The sequence below is a fragment of the Burkholderia sp. Bp8994 genome, assembly GCF_003853805.1.
Classification (GTDB): domain Bacteria; phylum Pseudomonadota; class Gammaproteobacteria; order Burkholderiales; family Burkholderiaceae; genus Burkholderia.
In genome coordinates, this window is sequence record NZ_QTQH01000001.1 from 224879 (window position 1) to 244584 (window position 19706).

Genomic DNA, 19706 nt, shown 5'->3' on the forward strand with positions numbered 1-19706 from the left:
GGGTCCGCGTAACCGGGTTAGGGAGTGACGCTCGTGGCGGGTTGCGGGCCGGCCGCCGCGACGTCGGTCGGCGTGGCGCCGTCCCAGCCGCCGCCGAGCGCCTTCGCAAGAAACACCACGAGCGCCGCGCGCTGGCCCTGGATCTGCACGGCCTGGCGCTCGCTCGTCAGCAACTGCTGCTGGGCCGTCAGCACGTCGATGAACGGCGTCAGGCCGCCCGCATAGCGGTCCTGCGCGAGCGACACGAGCTTGCGCGCGTCGTCGACGGCCGCCGACGCCTGCTGCGCGGCCTCGGCCAGCACCGACAGGCCCGTCACCGCATTCTGCACCTCCTGGAACGCGGTGAGCACGGTCTGCCGGTAATTGGCCTGCGCGGCGACGTAGCCCGCCTGCGCGAAATCGACGCCGGCCTTCAGCTTGCCGCCTTCGAACAGCGGCTGGCTGACCGACGCGCCGATCGACCACAGCAGCGCCGGCACGGTGAACAGGCCGGAGAAGCGCGTCGCGTCCCAGCCGAGGTCCGGCGACAGCGCGATGCGCGGGAAATACGCGGCGCGCGCGACGCCGATCTGCGCGTTCGCCGCGGCCATCGCGCGCTCGGCCGATGCGACGTCGGGCCGGCGCTGCAGCAGGTCGCTCGGCATCCCGGTCGGCAGCGCGGGCGCGTTGATCGGCGCCACGCGCAGCGGCAGCGAGAACGCGGGGGCCGGCGTGCCGACCAGCGTCGCGATCGCCGTCTCGACCTGAGCGCGCTGCTGGATCAGCAACTGCGCCTGCGTGCGCGTCGCGTCGAGTTGCGCGCGCTGCTGCAGCAGGTCGAGGCCGGACACCGCGCCGAGGTCGTGGCGCGCGCTCACGTAGTCGAGCGCCTTTTGCTGCAGGTCGATCGAACGCCTGACGACGTCGATCTCGGTGTCGAGTTCGCGCAGCGCGAAGTAGCTCGATGCGAGATCGGCGCTCAGCACCAGGCGCGCGTTCGCGAAATCGTCGCGCGCCTGCTCGGAGCTGGCCTGCGCGGATTCGACGCTGCGCCGCACGCGGCCGAACAGGTCGAGTTCGTAGCTGACGCTCGCGGCGACCTGGATGTCGTTCTGCACGGTCGACATGCTCTTCGTCGCGTAGTTGGTCTGCGGCCGGTCGGCGGAGATCTTGAAGCGCTGGCCGCTCGCGTTCAGGCCGACGGCCGGATACTGCGCGGACGCGACCGATGCGAGCGTCGCCTTCGCCTGGTCGTAGCGCGCGGCGACGGCCTTCAGGTTCTGGTTGTCGCGCAGCGCGTCGGTTTCGAGCGCGTCGAGCTGCGCGTCGCCGAACGCGGTCCACCACGCCGGGTCGAGCGGCGCACGGGCCGGCGCGGCCGGGTGCCAGTAAGCGTCGGCCGGGTCGAGCCGCCACGCGGCGGGCGTCTCGACGGCGGGGCGCCGGTAGTCGGGGCCGACCGTACAGCCGGCGAGCGTCGCGACCGCGACGACGGCCACGACCGCTGCGGGGGGCAGGCAGGCGCGCAGCGCGCTCACGACTGCGCTCCCGCGGCCGCGGAGGCCGGCTTCACGACCGGCGGCGCCTGCACGATCACGGTGTCGCCGTTCGCGAGCGCATCGCTCGGGTTCGCGACGAGGCGGTCGTGCGGCGTCAGCGGGCCGTCGACTTCGAGCGTCTGCCCGATCGTGCGCGCGACCGTCACCGCCTTCAGGCGCACCTGGCCGTTCGCGTCGACGGTCGCGACCGTCGGCCCTTCGGCCCGGAACAGCAGCGTGTTGGCCGGAATCTGCAGGCGGCCGACCGGCGTCATCGGCAGGGTCGCCTGCACGTATGCGCCGGGCAGCAGCCGCCCGTCCGGGTTCGGCAGCGTGATCTCGATCTGCAGCGAGCGCGTCGCGACGTCGATCGCCTGGGACGTGCGCGTGATGGTGCCGTCGAAGGTCTGGCCGGGCAGTTCTGCCTGCGCGACGCTCACGCGCTGGCCGACCTTCACCTGCTGCGCATAAGCCTGCGGCACCTGCACGTACAGGCGCAGCCGGTCGGCCTGCACGACCGTGAACAGTGCGCGGCCCGCGTTGCCGGAATTGACGAGGTCGCCGACGTCGACGTTGCGCTGCGTGACGATCCCGTCGATCGGCGCGACGATGCGCTGGAAGCCTTTCAGCTCGGTGAGCCGGCGCATGTTCGCATCGGCCGCCGCGAGGTTCGCGGTGCCCTGGTTGAACGCGCCTTGCCGGTCGTCGAGTTCCTGCTGCGACACCGCATCGCGCTGGCGCAGCTGCTGCGCGCGGTCGAACGACGTCTTCGCGAGCGCGAGCGCGGCCTGCGCCTGCTGGCGCTGCGCGGTGGCCTGCGCGAGTTCCTGGTTCAGCTCGGGCGTGTCGAGTTCGGCGAGCAGCTGCCCCTGCTTCACGTGCGCGCCGATGTCGGCCTGCCAGCGCAGCACGTAGCCGCTCGCACGCGCGTAGATCGGCGCTTCGACGAAGCCGCGCAGCGTGCCGGGCAGCGCCAGCTTGCCGCCGGTGGCCGCGTCGACCGGATGCACGACGCTCACGTACTGGCGCGTGTTCTGCTCGGCCACCGCGTCGAGGTGATTCCGGTTCAGCACGTTGACGACGATCGTGCGCGCGGCGCCCGCGGCCAGCAGCACGCCGATCACGATCAGGACGACCCGCCCGCGCCGCGACACCGACGTGCGCGTCGGCAGGTGCATGCCGTGTTCGTCCACCTGGATGCCGACGGAGCTGTGATGTTTCTCTTCCATGAATTGACCGGGTCGATAGGCTAGAAAGTCAGTGTCCGGCCGGGCGCGCGCGCCGGCGGGCCAGCCGCGCATGCACGCCGCCGAACACGAGCGGCACGAACAGCAGCGTCGAAACGGTGGCGAACAGCAGGCCGCCGATCACCGCGCGGCCGAGCGGCGCGTTCTGCTCGGCGCCTTCGCCGAGACCGAGCGCCATCGGCACCATCCCGATGATCATCGCGAGCGCCGTCATCAGCACCGGGCGGATCCGCGTCGCGCCGGCCTCCAGTGCGGCCGTGAGCGGCGGCGCGCCGGTCGCGAGGCGCTGGCGCGCGAACGACACGACCAGGATGCTGTTGGCGGTCGCGACGCCCACCGTCATGATCGCGCCCGTCAGCGCGGGCACGCTCAGGTGCGTGCCGGTGATGAACAGCATCCACGCGATGCCGGCGAGCGCGGCCGGCATCGCGCTGATGATGATCAGCGGATCGAGCCACGACTGGAAATTCACGACGATCAGCAGGTAGACGAGCACGATCGCCATCGCGACGCCCGCGCCGAGGCCGAGGTACGACGTGCGCATCGTCTCGACCTGGCCGCGCACCGACAGGTCGGTGCCGCGCGGCAGCGTCGCGCGCGCGTCGGACACGATGCGGTCGATCGCGCCCGCGACCGAGCCGAGGTCGCGGCCCTCGACGCTCACGTACAGGTCGATCGCCGGGCGGATGTTGTAGTGCGTGATCACCGCCGGGTTCGCGACGGGATGGATCTGCACGAGGTTGCCGAGCAATTGCAGCGGCATGCCGGTGCGCCCGCTCGCGGAAATCGGCGTGCCGAGCAGGTCGTCGATCGACGCGATGCTGTATTGCGGGGTCTGGATCTGCAGCGGGTACTGGACGCCCGAGCGCGGATTGATCCAGAACGACGGGGTCGTCTGGGAACTGCCGGACAGCGAGATCAGCATGTTCTGCGCGACGTTCTGCGCGGAGAGGCTGAGCTGCTGCATGCGCGTACGGTCCATGTCGGCCACCAGGGTCGGTTCGTCGTTGCGCTGCAGTACGTGCACGTCGACGGTGCCGGGGATTTGCCTGATCTTCTTCATCAGGCTGCTCGCGATAGCCATGTTACTCGCGAGATCGTTGCCGAGCACCTGCACGTCGATCGCGGCGGGCTGACCGAAGTTGAGGATCTGCGTGATGATGTCCGACGGCTGGAAGAAGAACTCGACGCCCGGGAAGCGCTGCGGCAGCAGCGTGCGCAGCGTCTGCACGTAGTGCGCGGTCGCGCGGTGGCCAGGCTTCAGCGCGATCATCAGTTCGCCGTCGAGCGTGCCGATCGTGCCGGCATTGCTGTACGACAGGTTGATGCCGCTCACCGGCAGCCCGAGGTTGTCGACGATCGCGCCGAGCTCGTCCGCCGGCACGGTTTCGCGGATCACGCGCTCGACCTGGTCGGCAAGGCGCGCGGTCTCCTCGATCCGGTAGCCGGTCGGCGCGCGCATGTGCAGCCGCAGGTTGCCGGAATCGGCGTTCGGGAAGAAGTCGCGGCCGAGCACGAACACGAGGCCGGTCGACAGCACGCAGAAGCCGAGGAAGCACGTCGCGTAGAAGCGGCGGCGCACCAGCAGCATGCTGAGCAGCACGATGTACCACGCGCGTAGCCGCTCGAACGCGGCGTTGAACGCGTGATGGAGGCGCGCGAACCGCGACGTCGCATGATCGGGGCCGCTCGTGGCCTGCTGCGGGCGGAACAGCAGCATCGCCAGCGTCGGCACGAGCGTGCGCGACAGCACGTAGGACGCGAGCATCGCGAACACCACGGCTTCGGCGAGCGGCACGAACAGGAAGCGCGCGACGCCCGTCAGGAAGAACATCGGCACGAACACGATGCAGATGCACAGCGTCGACACGAACGCGGGCACCGCGATCTCGCCCGCGCCTTCGAGGATCGCGTCGTGCAGATTCGTACCGAGATGCAGGTGCCGCTCGATGTTCTCGATCGTGACGGTCGCGTCGTCGACCAGGATCCCGACCGCGAGTGCGAGGCCGCCGAGCGTCATGATGTTGATCGTCTCGCCGAGCGCGGAGAGTGCGATCAGCGACGTGAAGATCGACAGCGGAATCGAGATCGCGATGATCAGCGTGCTGCGCCAGTTGCCGAGGAACAGCAGGATCATCATCGCGGTCAGCACGGCGGCGATCAGCGCCTCGTGGATCACGCCCTGCACGGCGGCGTTGACGAACACCGACTGGTCGAACAGCGGCGTGATCGTGAGTCCTTCGGGCAGCGTCGGGATCACCTTCGGCAGCAGTGCCTTCAGGTCCGACACGACCTTCAGCGTCGACGCGTCGCCGGTCTTCAGGATCGACATCAGCACGCCGCGCTGGCCGTTCTGGCGCACGACGTTCGTTTGCGGCGCGAAGCCGTCGCGCACCGACGCGACCTCGCGCAGGTAGGTCGTCGCGCCGTTGACGGTCTGGACCGGCAGGCCGTTGATGTCCGCGACCGTGTCGGCCGACGCGTTCGTGTCGATCCGGTATTCGGTCTGGCCCATCTTCGCGGTGCCGGTCGGCAGCACGAGGTTCTGCGCGTTGACCGCGTTGACGATGTCGGCGGGCGTGAGGCCCTTCGCGAGCAGCGCCTGCGGATCGAGGTCGATCGCGACCACGCGCGTGCGGCCGCCGTACGGAAACGGGATCTGCGCGCCCGGGATCGTGATCAGTTGCGGCCGCAGGAAGTTGAGCGCGATGTCGGCGAGCGACTGTTCGCTGAGCGTCTTGCTCGACAGCCCGAGCTGGATCACCGGGATGCTCGACGCCGAATAGGTGATCACGAGCGGCGGCGTCGCGCCCTGCGGCATCTGCCGCACGATCGCCTGCGCGGACGAGACCGTCTGCGCGATCGCGGTCTGCACGTTCGCGCCGGGTTGCAGGAACACCTTCACGACCGCGATGCCCGGCAGCGACGTCGACTCGATGTGCTGGATGTTGTTGACGGTCGTCGTGAGGATCCGTTCATGGACGGCCGTGATGCGGTTGGTCATCTCCTTCGCGGAGAAGCCGGTGTAATTCCAGATCACGCTGATGACGGGAATGTTGACCGCCGGCAGGACGTCGACAGGCGTGCGCATCAGCGCGAGCGGGGTGGCCAGCACGATCATGATGGCCATCACGATGAACGTGTAGGGGCGCCTGAGCGCGAGATTGACGATCCACATGGAGGCGGCGGGACAGGCGGTGATCAGGCGGCGGTGAGGGGAACCCGAATGATAGGCGTCGGGGCTGAACGAGTCACTGACACGAAACTGGCGGATTTGTCAGGTTCGGCGCGCGGCGACCGAGGCGACTTCAGGCCGATTGATCGGATGAAAACGCGCGCGGACGCCGATGCCCGAAAAAGGCCGCCGCACCGCACGCGCATGCCGCAGCAGCGACGCTTCCGTTCATCGGGCGTCGCTCAGATCTGTTCCATCCCGACCTGCGCGAGCGCGGCCAGGTCGACGACTTCGATCTGGTTGTACGCGAGCCGCAGCACGCCGAGTTTCTCGAGTTGCTGCAACGCCTGGTTGATCCGCTGCCGCGACACGCCGACGAGCATTCCCAGTTCCTCCTGCGAGATCGCGAGCGACGGGCCGGTGTCCGGGTACAGCGCGGGGTTGAACAGCTGCGCGAGCGCCTGTGCGACGCGCGCGTCGACATCGAGCAGCCGGCTGTTCTGGATCGACGCGATGAACTCGCCCATCCGGTTGTTCAACTGGTGGATCACGAAGCGCGTGAACGGCAGGCTCGTGTCGAGCAGCGCATGGAACGTGTCGACCGGGACGAACAGCACGATCGAGCGCTGGACGGCGACGACTTCGTACTTGCGCAGCTCGCGCTTGATCACGCTGCCTTCGCCGAACCAGCCGCCCGACGGCACGCCGGAAAACGTGCAGCCGCGCCCCGACGCGTTGAAGATCGCGAGCTTCAGCAACCCGCGATGCACGCCGATCCAGTATTCGGACGGTGCGAGCCGCTGCGCGATCACGTCGCCGGCCTCGTGCTGCTCGGCGCGCGACTGCGCGAGCACGAGCGCCTGGTGTTCCGGCGCCAGCGCGCGGAACCACGCGCACTGGCCGAACAGCACGGACAGGGCGGGCAACGGGCCCGGTTCGAGCGGCGTGTCGGCCGGCGGGCTGGCCGGCGGGCTGACAGCGGCGGCGGCCGCGTCGGGCGGCGCAACGAGGTGGTCGTGCATGGATGCGGGTTTGCGAGGATAGGGATAACGCGCAGCGCTCATGAGGCACTCTGTCGTTTCGATGACAGACGGCTCACAATAGCGCCCGTTAGGCTGTCGGCAATTGAACCACATCAAGACCGGTCGGGGTGCATGCACACTTGCCGGATACGAGGCCGACGCACGCGCCGGTCGACAGAAAACGGGAGACAGGATCATGACGCAGATGTTCGAGGCCGGACTCGGCCGCCGCGATGCCAACTACGTGCCGCTCACGCCGATCGACTTTCTGGTCCGTGCGGCCGAAGTCTACGGCGCGCGCCTCGCGATCGTGCACGGCGACGTGCGGCGCACGTGGGGCGAGACCTACACGCGGGCGAAGCAGCTCGCGAGCGCGCTCGCGCGGGCCGGCGTCGCGCGCGGCGAGACGGTGGCCGCGCTGCTGCCGAACATCCCGGCGATGGTCGAGGCGCACTTCGGCGTGCCGATGGCCGGCGCCGTGCTCAACACGATCAACACGCGGCTCGACATTTCATCGGTGCTGTTCATGCTGCGTCACGGCGAGGCGAAGGTGCTGATCGTCGACACCGAATACGCGGAGCTCGCGCATCGCGCGGCGCTCGAAGTGCCGGGCCTGAAGATCGTCAGCGTTGCCGATGCGATGCCGGCCGACCCCGCGCGCTTCGCGGGCGCGACCGACTACGAGGCGTTCGTCGCGGGCGGCGACCCCGACTACGCATGGACGCCGCCCGCCGACGAGTGGGAGGCGATCGCGCTGAACTACACGTCCGGCACGACGGGCGACCCGAAGGGCGTCGTGTATCACCATCGCGGCGCGTATCTCGCGGCGATCAGCAACATCCTCGAATGGGACATGCCGAAGCACGCGGTGTATCTGTGGACGCTGCCGATGTTCCACTGCAACGGCTGGTGCTTCCCGTGGGCCGTCGCGGCGCGCGCGGGCGTGAACGTGTGCCTGCGCAAGTTCGACGCGAAGACGGTGTTCGACCTGATCCGCCGCGAGCGCATCACGCATTACTGCGGCGCGCCGATCGTACAGAGCGCGATCGCGAATGCGCCGGCCGAGTTGCGCGCCGGCATCGATCACACGGTGCACGCGATGGTCGCCGGTGCCGCGCCCGCGCCGGCCGTGATCGCGAAGATGAAGGAGATCGGCTTCGACCTGCTGCACGTGTACGGATTGACCGAGGTCTATGGCCCGGCGACCGTCTGCGCGAAGCAGGCGCACTGGGACGAGCTGCCCGACGACGAGCGCGCGCGGCTCAATGCGCGGCAGGGCGTGCGCTATCACCTGGAAGCGGGCGCGACGGTGCTCGATCCGGACACGATGACGCCGGTGCCGGCCGACGGCGAGACGCTCGGCGAGATCATGTTCCGCGGCAACATCTGCATGAAGGGCTACCTGAAGAACCCGCACGCGACGGAGGAAGCGTTCCACGGCGGCTGGTTCCATACGGGCGATCTCGGCGTGCTGACGCCGGACGGCTACATCCGCATCAAGGATCGCCGCAAGGACATCATCATTTCGGGCGGCGAGAACATCTCGAGCATCGAGGTCGAGGATGCGCTGTACCGGCATCCGGCCGTCGCGGTCGCGGCGGTGGTCGCAATGCCCGACCCGAAGTGGGGCGAGGTGCCGTGCGCGTTCGTCGAGCTGCGCGAAGGCGCGAGCGCGACCGAGGCGGAGATCGTCGCCCACTGCCGGCAGTTGCTCGCGGGTTTCAAGGTGCCGAAGGTCGTGCGCTTCGGCGAGCTGCCGAAGACGTCGACCGGCAAGATCCAGAAATTCCAGCTGCGCAACGCGGTCGGATCGGACAAGGCGATCGACCTGGCGGGAGACAAGAAGTAACGTCGACGGGGCGTCGTGCGGGCGGACGCCTTGATACGTGAATGCGTCAAGGCGTCAAGGCGTCAAGGCGTCAAGGCGTCAAGGCGTCAAGGCGTCAAGGCGTCAAGGCGTCAAGGCGTCAAGGCACGACGAGCCACGCGATCGCCAGATACCGCCCGACCTTCGCGATCGTCACGATCGCGACGAAGGTCGGCAGCGGCTCGCGCAGCACGCCGGCGATCATCGTCAGCGGGTCGCCGATCACCGGCGCCCAGCTCAGCAGCAGCGACCAGCGGCCATAGCGCCGATACCAGCCCTCGGCGCGCGCGAGCGCGGCCGGTTTCACCGGAAACCAGCGGCGGTCGCGGAAGTGCTCGATGCCGCGGCCGAGTGTCCAGTTGATCGCCGCGCCCGCGACGTTGCCGACGCTCGCCACCAGCACCAGCGCCCACACCGGTTCGCGCCCGGCGAGCAGCAGGCCCGCAAGCACGGCTTCGGACTGGAGCGGCAACAGGGTCGCGGCGACCATCGACACGGCGAACAGGCCGCCGTAAGTGAGCAGTTCGGACATCGCGCGATTGTACTGGTCGTACCGGCCGCGCGTCGGCCGGCGTGGGGTGGCGCGCGCCGCAGCGCGCGACGTCACGCGCTCAGGCGGCCGCTCAGTTCCATCCGACCATGATCGCGCCCATCCCGACCAGCAGCCCGCCCGTCACGCGATTCATCGCGCGCATCCGCGCCGGCCGCTGCAGCGCACGGCTCAGCCGGTGCGAGAACAGCGCCATCGACGCGACGCCGCCGGCGAACAGCAGCGCGAAGCTCGCCGCGAGCAGCAGGAATTGCGCGTTCAGGCTCCAGTCGGGATCCGGGACGATGAACTGCGGAAAGAACGACGGAAAGAACAGCAGCGTCTTCGGGTTCAGGCCGGAGGTGGCGACGCCGCGCCAGAACAGCGCGCGTCCGGTGGCGGTGTCGTCGGGTGCCGTGTTGCCGGCGTCCGTCGACGCGGCGGGCGCGGTGACCGGCGCCCGGCCGAGCCATTGCTTGCAGCCGAGCCATACGAGGTAGGCGGCGCCGGCCCAGCGCAGCACGGTCAGCGCGTGCTCGTCGAGGTGAACCAGCGAATTCAGGCACAGCGCTGTAAGCGCGAGCTGCAGCAGCACGGCGAGCGTGCCGCCCCAGACGCACGGCAGCGCGCGGCGCCAGCCGGCGCGCAATGCCTGGTTCATCGTGAGGAGGTTGACGGGGCCGGGGGCGTAGATGAGGACGGCGGACGCAGCGAGGAACGACAGATAAAGCCTGAACGACATGACGGGAGTGCGGAAACGGAGGATCAGGCGCCGGCCCGTGCGACCGGGTAGGCGCGCGGGGGGCGGGACGTTGCATGCCTGCGTGTCCTGCGCCGCAACTCGTGATTGCGGCCAGGCGTCCCGGTGCGAAGGGGTTGTCGCAGGGAGCGTGCCGGACACCAGGCATGGAGAAAATGTATCAAGCCGGCCGGTTAAAAGGCTTCCTGTTTTCCAGTAAAACGCACCCGAAACCGGAAGCCTGTTCGGATAGAATGCGGATTTTCTGTAGAAGATTCTTCCTGTCATGGCTATCCGCGAACGCACGCCGAAAACCCTCGACAACCAGGACCGCAAGATCCTCGGTGCACTGCAAAAAAATGCGCGCCTGTCGAACGCCGAACTGGCCGAACAGATCGGCATGTCGACCACCGCCTGCTGGAACCGCACGCGGCAGCTCGAACTCGACGGTTACATCGACGGCTACGTCGCGCTGGTCAACCAGCGCATGCTCGGCTACGCGGACATCGTGATCCTCGAAGTCACCCTCGATCGCCACGAGGACGATGCGCTCGCGCGTTTCGGCGCCGAACTCGCGGCACTGCCCGAAGTGCTCGAGGCCTACCTCGTATCGGGCGAATACGACTACTGGATCAAGGTCGCGGTGGACGGCACGGCCGGCTACGAACGCTTCCTGCGCGAGAAGCTGTACAGGATTTCGAGCATTCGCCACAGCCGCTCGATGTTCGCGCTGCGGTGCATGAAAGACGTGCCGTCGATTCAGGTGTGAAGACGGGGGCGACGCGCCGCGCGGCGTCGTGACGACGCGGTTCGCGGCGGTGCTGGAGAAGGGTGGGAAGCGGGCTGTCGCGCCCGTTGCGCGCGGCCCGGAGCCGGATACCGGCAGGCCGTGCCCGCGCGGCGGGAAAACGGATGAATCTTCCGTGACGGCCAGGCCCGGCGCGTGGCGCGCAGCGGGCATGCATCGGCTACGCAGCGGCCGGACATTCCGGGAAGCTGCGATCAACACCGTGCCGACAAGTTCGTCGGGACCGGCATCCGCGTATCGACATCGCTGCGACCGTGCTCACAGCGCGTGAGCACCATGCCATCGAGGGTATGCGCCCTTTTTTTGCGACTTCCGTCCGGCGCCTCGTGCCGGACGCGGCGGCCTTTCGGCGCGCGTCCCCGCAAGGCGCATCAGACGGATGGAGATAGCGCGTGGCCGGCTGGCGGCCGGGCGCCGCGCTCAGCGCGGCAGGCGTGCGTGCGCTTCAGCGATGACTGCGCAGTTCTCGAGGTGCAGTGCCCATGCTTCTGCAAGCAGCTCGCCGACACGTGCGAGCCAGCCAGCGGATTGGGTGGAACGATCGGAGACATTAGACGTTTGCATGACGAAGCCCCATGTAGGTGGCGAGTTAGGGATAACCCTAATCATAAAGAAACGTCACCGTCTTGTGAAATGCGATTTCGTTATATGAGAATTACTGACAATTTATGTTGCTGCCGCGCAACATGAGCTGCGCCACCTTCTGCGTGGCGGGCAGGCGTGACGAGACCGCGGCGAGCGCGGCCTCGCATTGACGGGCGAAAACGGAAAGCGGGGCGACGAGAACGGGCGCGGCAGCGGGGCGGCGATTACCCGCCGATCCACCCGAAGCGCCACGACAGGCGGCGCGCCGCGGCGAGCAGCGTATGCGCGAGTTCGCTGTGCGGCCCGCGCGGGAAGCCGCGCGACGAGCCGATGATCGCAATCACGAGCCGGATGCTGCCGGTGTGATCGAACACGGGCGCGGCGATCGTCCCGATGCCCGGCACCGGCGCATCGAATGCGAAATCGAGTTCGTCCGCGCGGATCGTCGCGAGCCGCGCGCGGAACGCGTCGTCGACCTGCGTCGCGCGGCCTGCGAGGCGCACCGGCTCGTCGGCCAGCAGGCCGGCCAGCACGTCGTCGGACATGCCGGCCGCGAAAATCCGCCCGATCGCCGTATTCACGAGCGACATCACCGTGCCGACCTGAAGGCTCACGTGCTGCGGCCGCGCCGATTCCTCGAGACGGATCACGGTCGGCCCGAGCGGCCCGAGCGTCGCCGCGGCCACGCTCAGGTCGGTCGCGGCCGCCAGCGCGACGATTTCGGCTTCCGCATCGCGCGTCGGCGACACGCGCTGCATCGCGATCAGGCCGAGCGCCTGCGCGAGCGGCCCGCCGCCGAAGCAGCCCGCGTCGTCGCGGCTCAGCAGGCCGATCTTCTGCAGGCTCACGAGGTGCGGAAACGCCTTCGCGGCCGGCATGCCGGCGGCTGCCGCGAGATCGCGCAACGGCAGCGCACGGCCCGCCGAGACGAGCGCGAGCAGCAACTCGCCCGTGCTGTCGAGCGCGTTGATGCCGCGCTGCGCCTTCGTGTCGTCGGCGAGCGCGGGCGGCATGCGCTGCGTGGCCGGCGGCATGCCCGGCGCGACCGGCGGTGCGTCGCGTCCCGCGTCGAGCGCCGCGGTGGCTTGCCGCGCCGCATCGCGCAGCGCCGTCGCGATCGGGCCGTCCCAGCCGACATCGATGGAGCCGCTCGAACCGATCACCGTCAACGCGAGTTGCAGGCGGCCGTCCGCGTCCAGCACTGGCACGCACATCGCGCTGACGCCGGGGCTCGGCCGATCCACGCCGCGCTCGATCCCGCGCGCACGGATCGCGTCGAGTTCGGCCTGCCACGCGCGGGCGTCGGACGGGGGCTGGTCGCCTTCCGCGCCGGCGAGCGTGGCGCCGGCGCCGGCCTGGCTGGCCGCCATCGCGTCGAGCTGGGCGGGGTCGCCGAACGCGCGGAACACCCGGCCGGTCGCCGTCGTGTCGAGCGACATGACGGATCCGACGTGCAGGTTCACGTGCAGCGGATAGCCGCCGTGCTCGATGCGCACGATCGTGGGCCCGAGCGCGCCCGGCACCGACAGCGCGACGCTCAGGCCGACCGCTTCCGCGAGCCGCGCCGCGTGCGGCAGCGCCGCGCGATAGGCCGGCTGGCGCTCGATCGACATCAGCCCGAGCCGCAGCGACAGCGGCCCCGGCTCGTAGTTGCCGGTGAGCGCGTCGCGCTTCACGAGCGCGAGCCGCGTCAGGCTGACGAGATAGGTGTGCGCCTGCGCGGTCGACAGGTCGGCCGCGGCCGCCAGCTCCGACAGCCCGAGCGGCTTGCGCCGGCGCGCGAGCGCGTCGAGCAGCCGGCCGCCGACCTCGACGCTCTGGATCCCGCGCTGCGCCTTGGGTGGCGCGTCGTCTGCGCTGACTTCGTGGTTCTGCACGCGATGATTCTTCCATTGACGAAACCCCGCATGGTATCCGACGCCATTTGACGCGCCAGCCCGCAGGTTTACCCGTATTAAACAATAGCAAGCGACTTTGTCATTGACAAATAATCGGCGCGGGAAGATGATCCGCTCATTCCCCTCAACACATGGCTCGCAGCCACGGAACGCAACATGGCCAAAGCATTCGCCTCCCAAGCCGATCTGGAAGAGAAGAAAGTCACCTGGACGCAGCTGTCCGAGAACGCGTACGCCTATACCGCCGAAGGCGACCCGAACTCGGGCGTGATCATCGGCGACGACAGCGTGCTGATCGTCGACACGACCGCGACGCCCGCGATGGCGCAGGACCTGATCGCGAAGATCCGCAGCGTGACCGACAAGCCGATCAAGCACGTCGTGCTGTCGCATTACCACGCGGTGCGCGTGCTCGGCGCGTCCGCGTATTTCGACGAAGGCGCGCAGCACGTGATCGCGAGCCGCGGCACCTACGAAATGATCGTCGAGCGCGGCGAGGCCGACATGAAGTCGGAGATCGAGCGCTTCCCGCGGCTGTTCGCGGGCGTCGAGACGGTGCCGGGCCTGACCTGGCCGACGCTCGTGTTCGAGCGCGAGATCACGCTGTTCCTCGGCAAGCTCGAGGTGAAGATCATGCACGTCGGCTCGGGCCACACGAAGGGCGACACGATCGTCTGGCTGCCGTCGCAGAAGGTGCTGTTCTCGGGCGACCTGGTCGAGTACGACGCGGCCTGCTATTGCGGCGACGCCCAGCTCGAACAGTGGCCGGCCACGCTCGAGGCGCTGCGCGCGCTCGGCGCGGAAAAGCTCGTGCCGGGCCGCGGCCCCGCGCTGCTGAATCCGGCCGAAGTGAACAAGGGCCTCGACTACACGAAGGACTTCGTGACGACGCTGCTCGCGCAGGGCCGCAAGGCCGTCGAGCGCAAGCTCGACCTGAAGGCGTCGATGGCGCTCACGCGCGAAGCGATGGATCCGAAGTTCGGCCACGTGTTCATCTACGAGCACTGTCTGCCGTTCGACGTGTCGCGCGCGTACGACGAGGCGAGCGGCATCACGCATCCGCGCATCTGGACCGCGCAGCGCGACAAGGAAATGTGGGACGCGCTGCAGGACTGAGCGGGTCACCGCGGCGGGGCGTCCGGGCGGGCGCCGCGCCGCGTTCCTGACGGCGCCTGAGCGGCGGCCGCATCGCGCGGCGGTTCAGGGAGCCGACTTCCGTTCTCACAAGAAAGCCGGGCGCATGTACGCTCGCGGAGACTGCTGCGCGCCCGAATCGCGCGGCCCGTTTGGAGAGAGACATGCCCCAATCGCTTCCCGCCGAAGCGACGATCGCGCACGCGAGTGCCGCGGCGTCGGCTTCCGCCTGTGAATCCGCGCCGGCGTCCGCTGCCGGCGACGCGCTGCTGTTCCGCAAGATCGCGTGGCGGATCGTGCCGTTCCTGTTCCTCTGCTACGTCGTGTCGTTCCTCGACCGCATCAACATCGGCTTCGCGCAGTTGCAGATGAAGCACGACCTCGGCTTCAGCGATGCGATGTACGGCCTCGGCGCCGCGGTGTTCTACGTCGGCTACGTGTTCTGCGAGGTGCCGAGCAACCTGCTGCTCGCGCGCTTCGGCGCGCGCCGCACGTTCACGCGGATCATGCTGCTGTGGGGCATCGCGTCGACCGCGATGATGTTCGTGTCGCAGCCGTCGCATTTCTACGTGCTGCGCTTCCTGCTCGGCGTGTTCGAGGCCGGCTTCTTTCCCGGCATCGTGCTGTACCTGACCTACTGGTTCCCGGCGAACCGCCGCGCGGCGGCGATCTCGGTGTTCTTCGCGGGTGTCGCGGTGGCGGGGGTGCTCGGCGGCCTGATGTCGGGCTGGATCATGCGCGACATGAGCGGCGTGCTCGGGCTGCACGGCTGGCAATGGATGTTCGCGATCGAAGGCGCGCCGGCGATCGTGCTCGCATGCTTCGCGTTCACGTACCTGGTCGACCGGCCGCAGGACGCAGCGTGGCTCACGTCCGACGAAAAGGCGCGCGTCGCCGCGCTGTGCAGCGATGGCGGTGCGCATGGTGCGCACAGTGCGCACGACAAACGCAGCCTGGTCGCCGCGCTCGCGAACCCGCGCGTCTACCTGTTCGCGTTCATCTACTTCTCGCTGACCTGCGCATCGCTGACGCTCAACTTCTGGATGCCGCTGATGATCCGCGATTTCGGCGTGACCGACGTCGTGTCGGTGAGCCTCTACACGGTCGTGCCGAACGCGGTCGGCGCGGTCGGGCTGATCCTGATCGCCCGCCATTCCGACCGCACCGGCGAGCGCCGCAAGCACTTCGCGTGCTGCACGATCGGCGGCGGCCTGGCACTCGCGGCGCTGACGCTGCACCTGCACAGCTTCGCGGCGATGCTCGCGTGCCTGTCGATCGCGGCGACGCTGATCTTCGCCGCGCTGCCGATCTTCTGGGCCGTGCCGACCCGCTACCTGTCCGGCAACGCGGCCGCGGCCGGGATCGCGCTGATCAGCAGCATCGGGATCACGAGCGGCATCGTCAGCCCGTGGGTGATCGGGCTGATCCGCACGCGCACCGGCAGCATGGATCTCGCCGTGTACCTGCTGGCCGCGCTGCTCGCGCTGAGCGGCGCCGCGCTGATGCTCGGCGTGAAGGGCGAACCCGCACGCCGCGCCTGAATCGCGGCCGGTCGCTGCCGGCGAGCGGCGGCGACCGGCGCTGCATTTCCTGTCCGCACCGTATCCGCATCCATCGAGGAGACGATCGATGTCAGCCCCCCTTCAAGCGGACGCCGGGCCGGCGGTTGCGTCCGGTTCCCGTGCGCCGGCGTCGGACCACGACGCGCTGTACCGCCGTATCGGCGCGCGGATCGTGCCGTTCCTGTTCATCTGCTACATCGTGTCGATCCTCGACCGCAGCAACATCGGCTTCGCGCAGCTGCAGATGCGGCAGGATCTCGGCCTGACCGATGCGATGTACAGCCTCGGCGCGGTGCTGTTCTTCGTCGGCTACGTGCTGTTCGAGGTGCCGAGCAACGCGCTGCTGCGCCGCTTCGGCGCGCGCCGCACGTTCGCGCGGATCATGGTCCTGTGGGGCGCGGTGTCGGTTGCGATGATCACGGTCGACAGCGCGAAGCACTTCTACGTGCTGCGCTTCCTGCTCGGGCTGTTCGAGGCCGGCTTCTTCCCGGGCGTCGTGTTCTACCTGACCTACTGGTATCCGGCGCGCCGGCGCGCGTCGGTGCTGTCGATCTTCTATGCGGGCGTCGCGGTGGCCGGGATGGTCGGCGGGCTGCTGTCGGGCTGGCTGATGCGCGCGATGTCGGGCGTGCTCGGGCTGCACGGCTGGCAGTGGATGTTCGCGATCGAGGGCGCGCCCGCGATCCTGCTCGGCGTGATCGCGTGGTTCTGGCTGTGCGACCGCCCCGAACAGGCGCGCTGGCTGTCCGACGACGACCGCCAGCGGCTCGCGGCCGACCTGGCCGCCGACCGGGCGGAGGCGCCCGCGCATGCGGCGTCGTCGCTGCGGCAGGTGCTCGCCGCGCCGCGCACCTGGCTGTTCGCATTCATCTATTTTTCGCTGACGACGGCGCTGTTGATGCTGCTGTTCTGGATGCCGCTGATGATTCGCGAATTCGGCATTCACGACGTCGTGCACATCAGCCTGCTGTCGATCGTGCCGAACGCGATCGGCGCGGCCGGCCTGATCGCGATCGCACGGCGCTCCGACCGCAAGCGCGAGCGTCGCCGGCACTTCGCCGCGTGCGCATTCGGCGGCGCGGTGGCGCTCGCGTTGCTGACGCTGCACTTGCCGAGCATCGTCGCGATGATGGCGCTGCTGTCGATCGCGGCGATGCTGATCTTCGCCGCGCACCCGGTGTTCTGGGCCGTGCCGTCCGCGTATTTCTCGGGCGCCGGCGCGGCGGGCGGGATCGCGCTGATCAGCAGCATCGGCGTATCGAGCGGGATGATCACGCCGTGGATCGTCGGGGTGATCCGCACCCGTACCGGCAGCATGGATGCGGCGATGCTGATGATCGCGGGATTGCTGGCCGCGTGCGCGGTCGCGATGCTGCTCGGTGTGCGCGCGACCTCGCGCGACGCGGCGCCCGTGTCGCGTTGATCGCGTGATGTGTCGGCGCGGCGCGCGTACGACGGGGTGGGCGGCCAGGACGGGCGCAAGCCCGTCGTCGGCGGGAACGCGCGCTAGGCCCGATACACCTCGATCCGGTTGCGGCCGCGCTCCTTCGCGACATACAGCGCCTTGTCGGCCCGCGACAGCGCCTGGTACGCGCCGAAGTCGGACGTCCGCATCGCGTCGATGCCGATGCTGACGGTCAGCACGAGCGGCTGATCCTCGTGCACGAGCCGCGAATCGGCCACGCGCTGCTGCACGCGCAGTGCGAGCGCGCACGCCGCGTCGATCCCGGTGTGCGGCAGCACGATCGCGAATTCCTCGCCGCCGATGCGCCCGACGATGCCGTCCGTCCCGATCTCCGCGAGCAGCAGCCGCGCGAAATGCCGGAGCGCGCGATCGCCGAGCGGATGGCCCCAGCGGTCGTTCAGCGCCTTGAAGTGATCGAGGTCGAGCATCAGCACCGCGGCGTCCTGGCCGGTCGCGCGCACGCCGCGCAACGCGGCTTCGCTATGCCGCATGAACGCGTGGCGGTTGGACAGCTGGGTCAGGTGATCGGTCGTCGCCATCCGGTGCAGTTCGGTCTCGATGTGCTTGCGCTCGGTCGCATCCGTGATGAAGCCATGCCAGACCGTGCCGCCGTCCGGCGTGCGTTGCGGGCGCGCGTCGCCTTCGCGCCAGCGCATTCCCTGGTCCGGCAGCAGCACGCGGTATTCGAGCCGCCACGGCGCCAGGCGCTCCGCCGACACTCGCAGCGACTGACGGTAGGCAACCAGGTCGGCAGGATGAATCCGGGTTTCGACCGCATCCGCGTCGCGGGCGATCTGCTCGGGCGTCAGTTCGTAGATGTCGCGTGCGCCCGCGCTCGCGTACGAAAAGAACCGGCGGCCGTCGGCGGTCTGCCGCAGCTGGAACACGAGGCCCGGCACCTGGTCGGTCAGGCTCGTCACGAGCGTGACGGAGTCGCTCAACCGGCCGGCGAGTTCGCGCAGCGCGGTGATGTCCGTGGTCGTGCCGACCATGCGCAGCGCGCGCCCGTGGTTGTCGCGGGCGATGACCTTGCCGCGGCTGCAGATCCATTTGTACGTGCCGTTCTTGCAGCGGATGCGGTGTTCGACCGCATAGCTGTCGGTCCGGCTTTCGAAGTGCGCGAGCATCGCGGCTTTCACGCCGGCGACGTCGTCCGGGTGCAGCCGTTCGTATGCATCCTCGATCCGGCTCGTCAGTTCATCGGGCGCATATCCGAGCAGCGCCTTCCAGGCTGCCGAGTAATGGATCTCGCCGGTTTCGACGTTGCGATCCCACACGCCGGTGCCGCTTTCGTTCAGCGCCAGCGTGGTCAGCGCGCTGTGTTCCTCGACGACGCCGAGCCGTTCGCGCAGCGCGGCTTGCGCGTTCGCGCGGCCGATCGCGCGTTCCGCCAGTGTCGCCAGGTCGTGCAGGAAAGCGCGCTGCGCGGCGTCGAGCGTCAGGCCGGTGCTGCCGGCGACGCATAGTGCGCCCAGCGCGCTGCCGTCGGGCGCGACCAGCTCGCAGGCCGCGACGACGTGCGGCGCGTCATTCGGGAGGTCGCCCCCGGCGGGCGTGATGAAGCGTCGGCCGGCCGCCGGAGCGGGCTCGGCACGCGACGGGAAACGCATGGCAGGAAGCGTGGCGGGCAGCGTGCCGTCGGACGCCGCCACGCGCTGCACGCCGGCTTCGGCGGACGCGATGAACGCACCCGCCGTGCCGAAATGCGCGCGGGCGAGACGGCACACGGTGTCGAGTTCGGGCAACGGCGCAAGCGCCGGTCGATCGTCGGCGGGAGCGCGACAGGAGCCGGGCGTGTCGCCGGTCCCGGTGGTGAACATACGGAACCGCATGGTCGAAATCCGCGACGGTCGATTGCGCCGATGATCGGACGAATGCCGGAGGGCGCTGCTTCGGAGGCTGAGATCGTAGAGCTTATCGTCGCGAGGAATGCGTGGCAAGCAAGGGCGAAACCGGGTGGGTGGGCGGCGAGTTCGGGTCGCAGAGAAGCAGCGTAGAGAAGCAGCGTAGAGAAGCAGCGTAGAGAAGCAGCGTAGAGAAGCAGCGCAGAGAAGCAGCGCAGAGAAGCAGCGCAGAGAAGCAGCGCAGAGAAGGGCCGCTTCAGGTCCTGAATGAATGCGCGGGCAAACCGGCAAGCGCCGGCTTCGCAGTCCGATCG

Annotated in this window: 13 protein-coding genes; 5 read left to right on the plus strand and 8 right to left on the minus strand. The window is 69.1% G+C overall.

The window, feature by feature from the left end:
- Window positions 1-17: 17 nt before the first annotated feature.
- The 4 genes from DIE04_RS00985 to DIE04_RS01000 form a co-directional block, all read right to left on the minus strand.
- A complete protein-coding gene (locus tag DIE04_RS00985; RefSeq protein WP_124519905.1) occupies window positions 18-1508 on the minus strand; it encodes an efflux transporter outer membrane subunit in 1491 nt (496 codons plus the stop codon).
- A gap of 5 nt (window positions 1509-1513) precedes the next feature.
- Entirely contained in the window at window positions 1514-2746 is a 1233-nt protein-coding gene (locus DIE04_RS00990) for an efflux RND transporter periplasmic adaptor subunit (RefSeq protein WP_124519522.1), read from the minus strand.
- A 28-nt stretch (window positions 2747-2774) separates the two neighbouring features.
- Complete coding sequence (locus tag DIE04_RS00995) at window positions 2775-5942, minus strand: efflux RND transporter permease subunit (protein WP_124519637.1); 3168 nt, start codon at window positions 5940-5942, stop codon at window positions 2775-2777.
- Between the two features lie 239 nt (window positions 5943-6181).
- On the minus strand, window positions 6182-6961 hold the full coding sequence (locus DIE04_RS01000; RefSeq protein WP_124519635.1) for a Crp/Fnr family transcriptional regulator: 780 nt from the start codon (window positions 6959-6961) through the stop codon (window positions 6182-6184).
- A gap of 196 nt (window positions 6962-7157) precedes the next feature.
- On the opposite strand from DIE04_RS01000, the gene DIE04_RS01005 reads away from it, so the two are divergent.
- The gene (locus DIE04_RS01005; protein ID WP_124484907.1) at window positions 7158-8810 is read left to right on the plus strand and encodes an acyl-CoA synthetase; all 1653 of its coding nucleotides are present in this window, start codon (window positions 7158-7160) and stop codon (window positions 8808-8810) included.
- Window positions 8811-8928: 118 nt separating this feature from the next.
- Here the strand turns inward: DIE04_RS01005 and DIE04_RS01010 are convergent, their stop codons facing one another.
- Together DIE04_RS01010 and DIE04_RS01015 are read right to left on the minus strand one after the other, a co-directional pair.
- Window positions 8929-9360 carry a YqaA family protein gene (locus DIE04_RS01010; protein WP_124519518.1) on the minus strand — a complete coding sequence of 144 codons (432 nt, stop codon included), beginning with the start codon at window positions 9358-9360 and terminating at the stop codon, window positions 8929-8931.
- A 91-nt stretch (window positions 9361-9451) separates the two neighbouring features.
- Window positions 9452-10099, minus strand: a complete 648-nt coding sequence (locus DIE04_RS01015; RefSeq protein ID WP_124484905.1) for a LysE family translocator — start codon at window positions 10097-10099, stop codon at window positions 9452-9454.
- Window positions 10100-10382: 283 nt separating this feature from the next.
- Here DIE04_RS01015 and DIE04_RS01020 point away from each other — a divergent pair, with 283 nt between their 5' ends.
- The gene (locus tag DIE04_RS01020) at window positions 10383-10865 is read left to right on the plus strand and encodes an Lrp/AsnC family transcriptional regulator (RefSeq protein ID WP_124519633.1); all 483 of its coding nucleotides are present in this window, start codon (window positions 10383-10385) and stop codon (window positions 10863-10865) included.
- A gap of 848 nt (window positions 10866-11713) precedes the next feature.
- Here DIE04_RS01020 and DIE04_RS01030 read toward each other — a convergent pair.
- On the minus strand, window positions 11714-13366 hold the full coding sequence (locus DIE04_RS01030; protein WP_124519516.1) for an IclR family transcriptional regulator: 1653 nt from the start codon (window positions 13364-13366) through the stop codon (window positions 11714-11716).
- Between the two features lie 177 nt (window positions 13367-13543).
- On the opposite strand from DIE04_RS01030, the gene DIE04_RS01035 reads away from it, so the two are divergent.
- From DIE04_RS01035 to DIE04_RS01045, 3 genes are all read left to right on the plus strand, one after another.
- The gene (locus tag DIE04_RS01035; protein ID WP_044843030.1) at window positions 13544-14503 is read left to right on the plus strand and encodes an MBL fold metallo-hydrolase; all 960 of its coding nucleotides are present in this window, start codon (window positions 13544-13546) and stop codon (window positions 14501-14503) included.
- 182 nt (window positions 14504-14685) lie between these two features.
- Window positions 14686-16062, plus strand: a complete 1377-nt coding sequence (locus DIE04_RS01040; protein ID WP_124519631.1) for an MFS transporter — start codon at window positions 14686-14688, stop codon at window positions 16060-16062.
- An 88-nt stretch (window positions 16063-16150) separates the two neighbouring features.
- On the plus strand, window positions 16151-17506 hold the full coding sequence (locus tag DIE04_RS01045) for an MFS transporter (RefSeq protein WP_124519629.1): 1356 nt from the start codon (window positions 16151-16153) through the stop codon (window positions 17504-17506).
- Between the two features lie 83 nt (window positions 17507-17589).
- Here the strand turns inward: DIE04_RS01045 and DIE04_RS01050 are convergent, their stop codons facing one another.
- Window positions 17590-19380, minus strand: a complete 1791-nt coding sequence (locus tag DIE04_RS01050) for a sensor domain-containing diguanylate cyclase (protein ID WP_124519627.1) — start codon at window positions 19378-19380, stop codon at window positions 17590-17592.
- Between the last annotated feature and the right edge of the window lie 326 nt (window positions 19381-19706).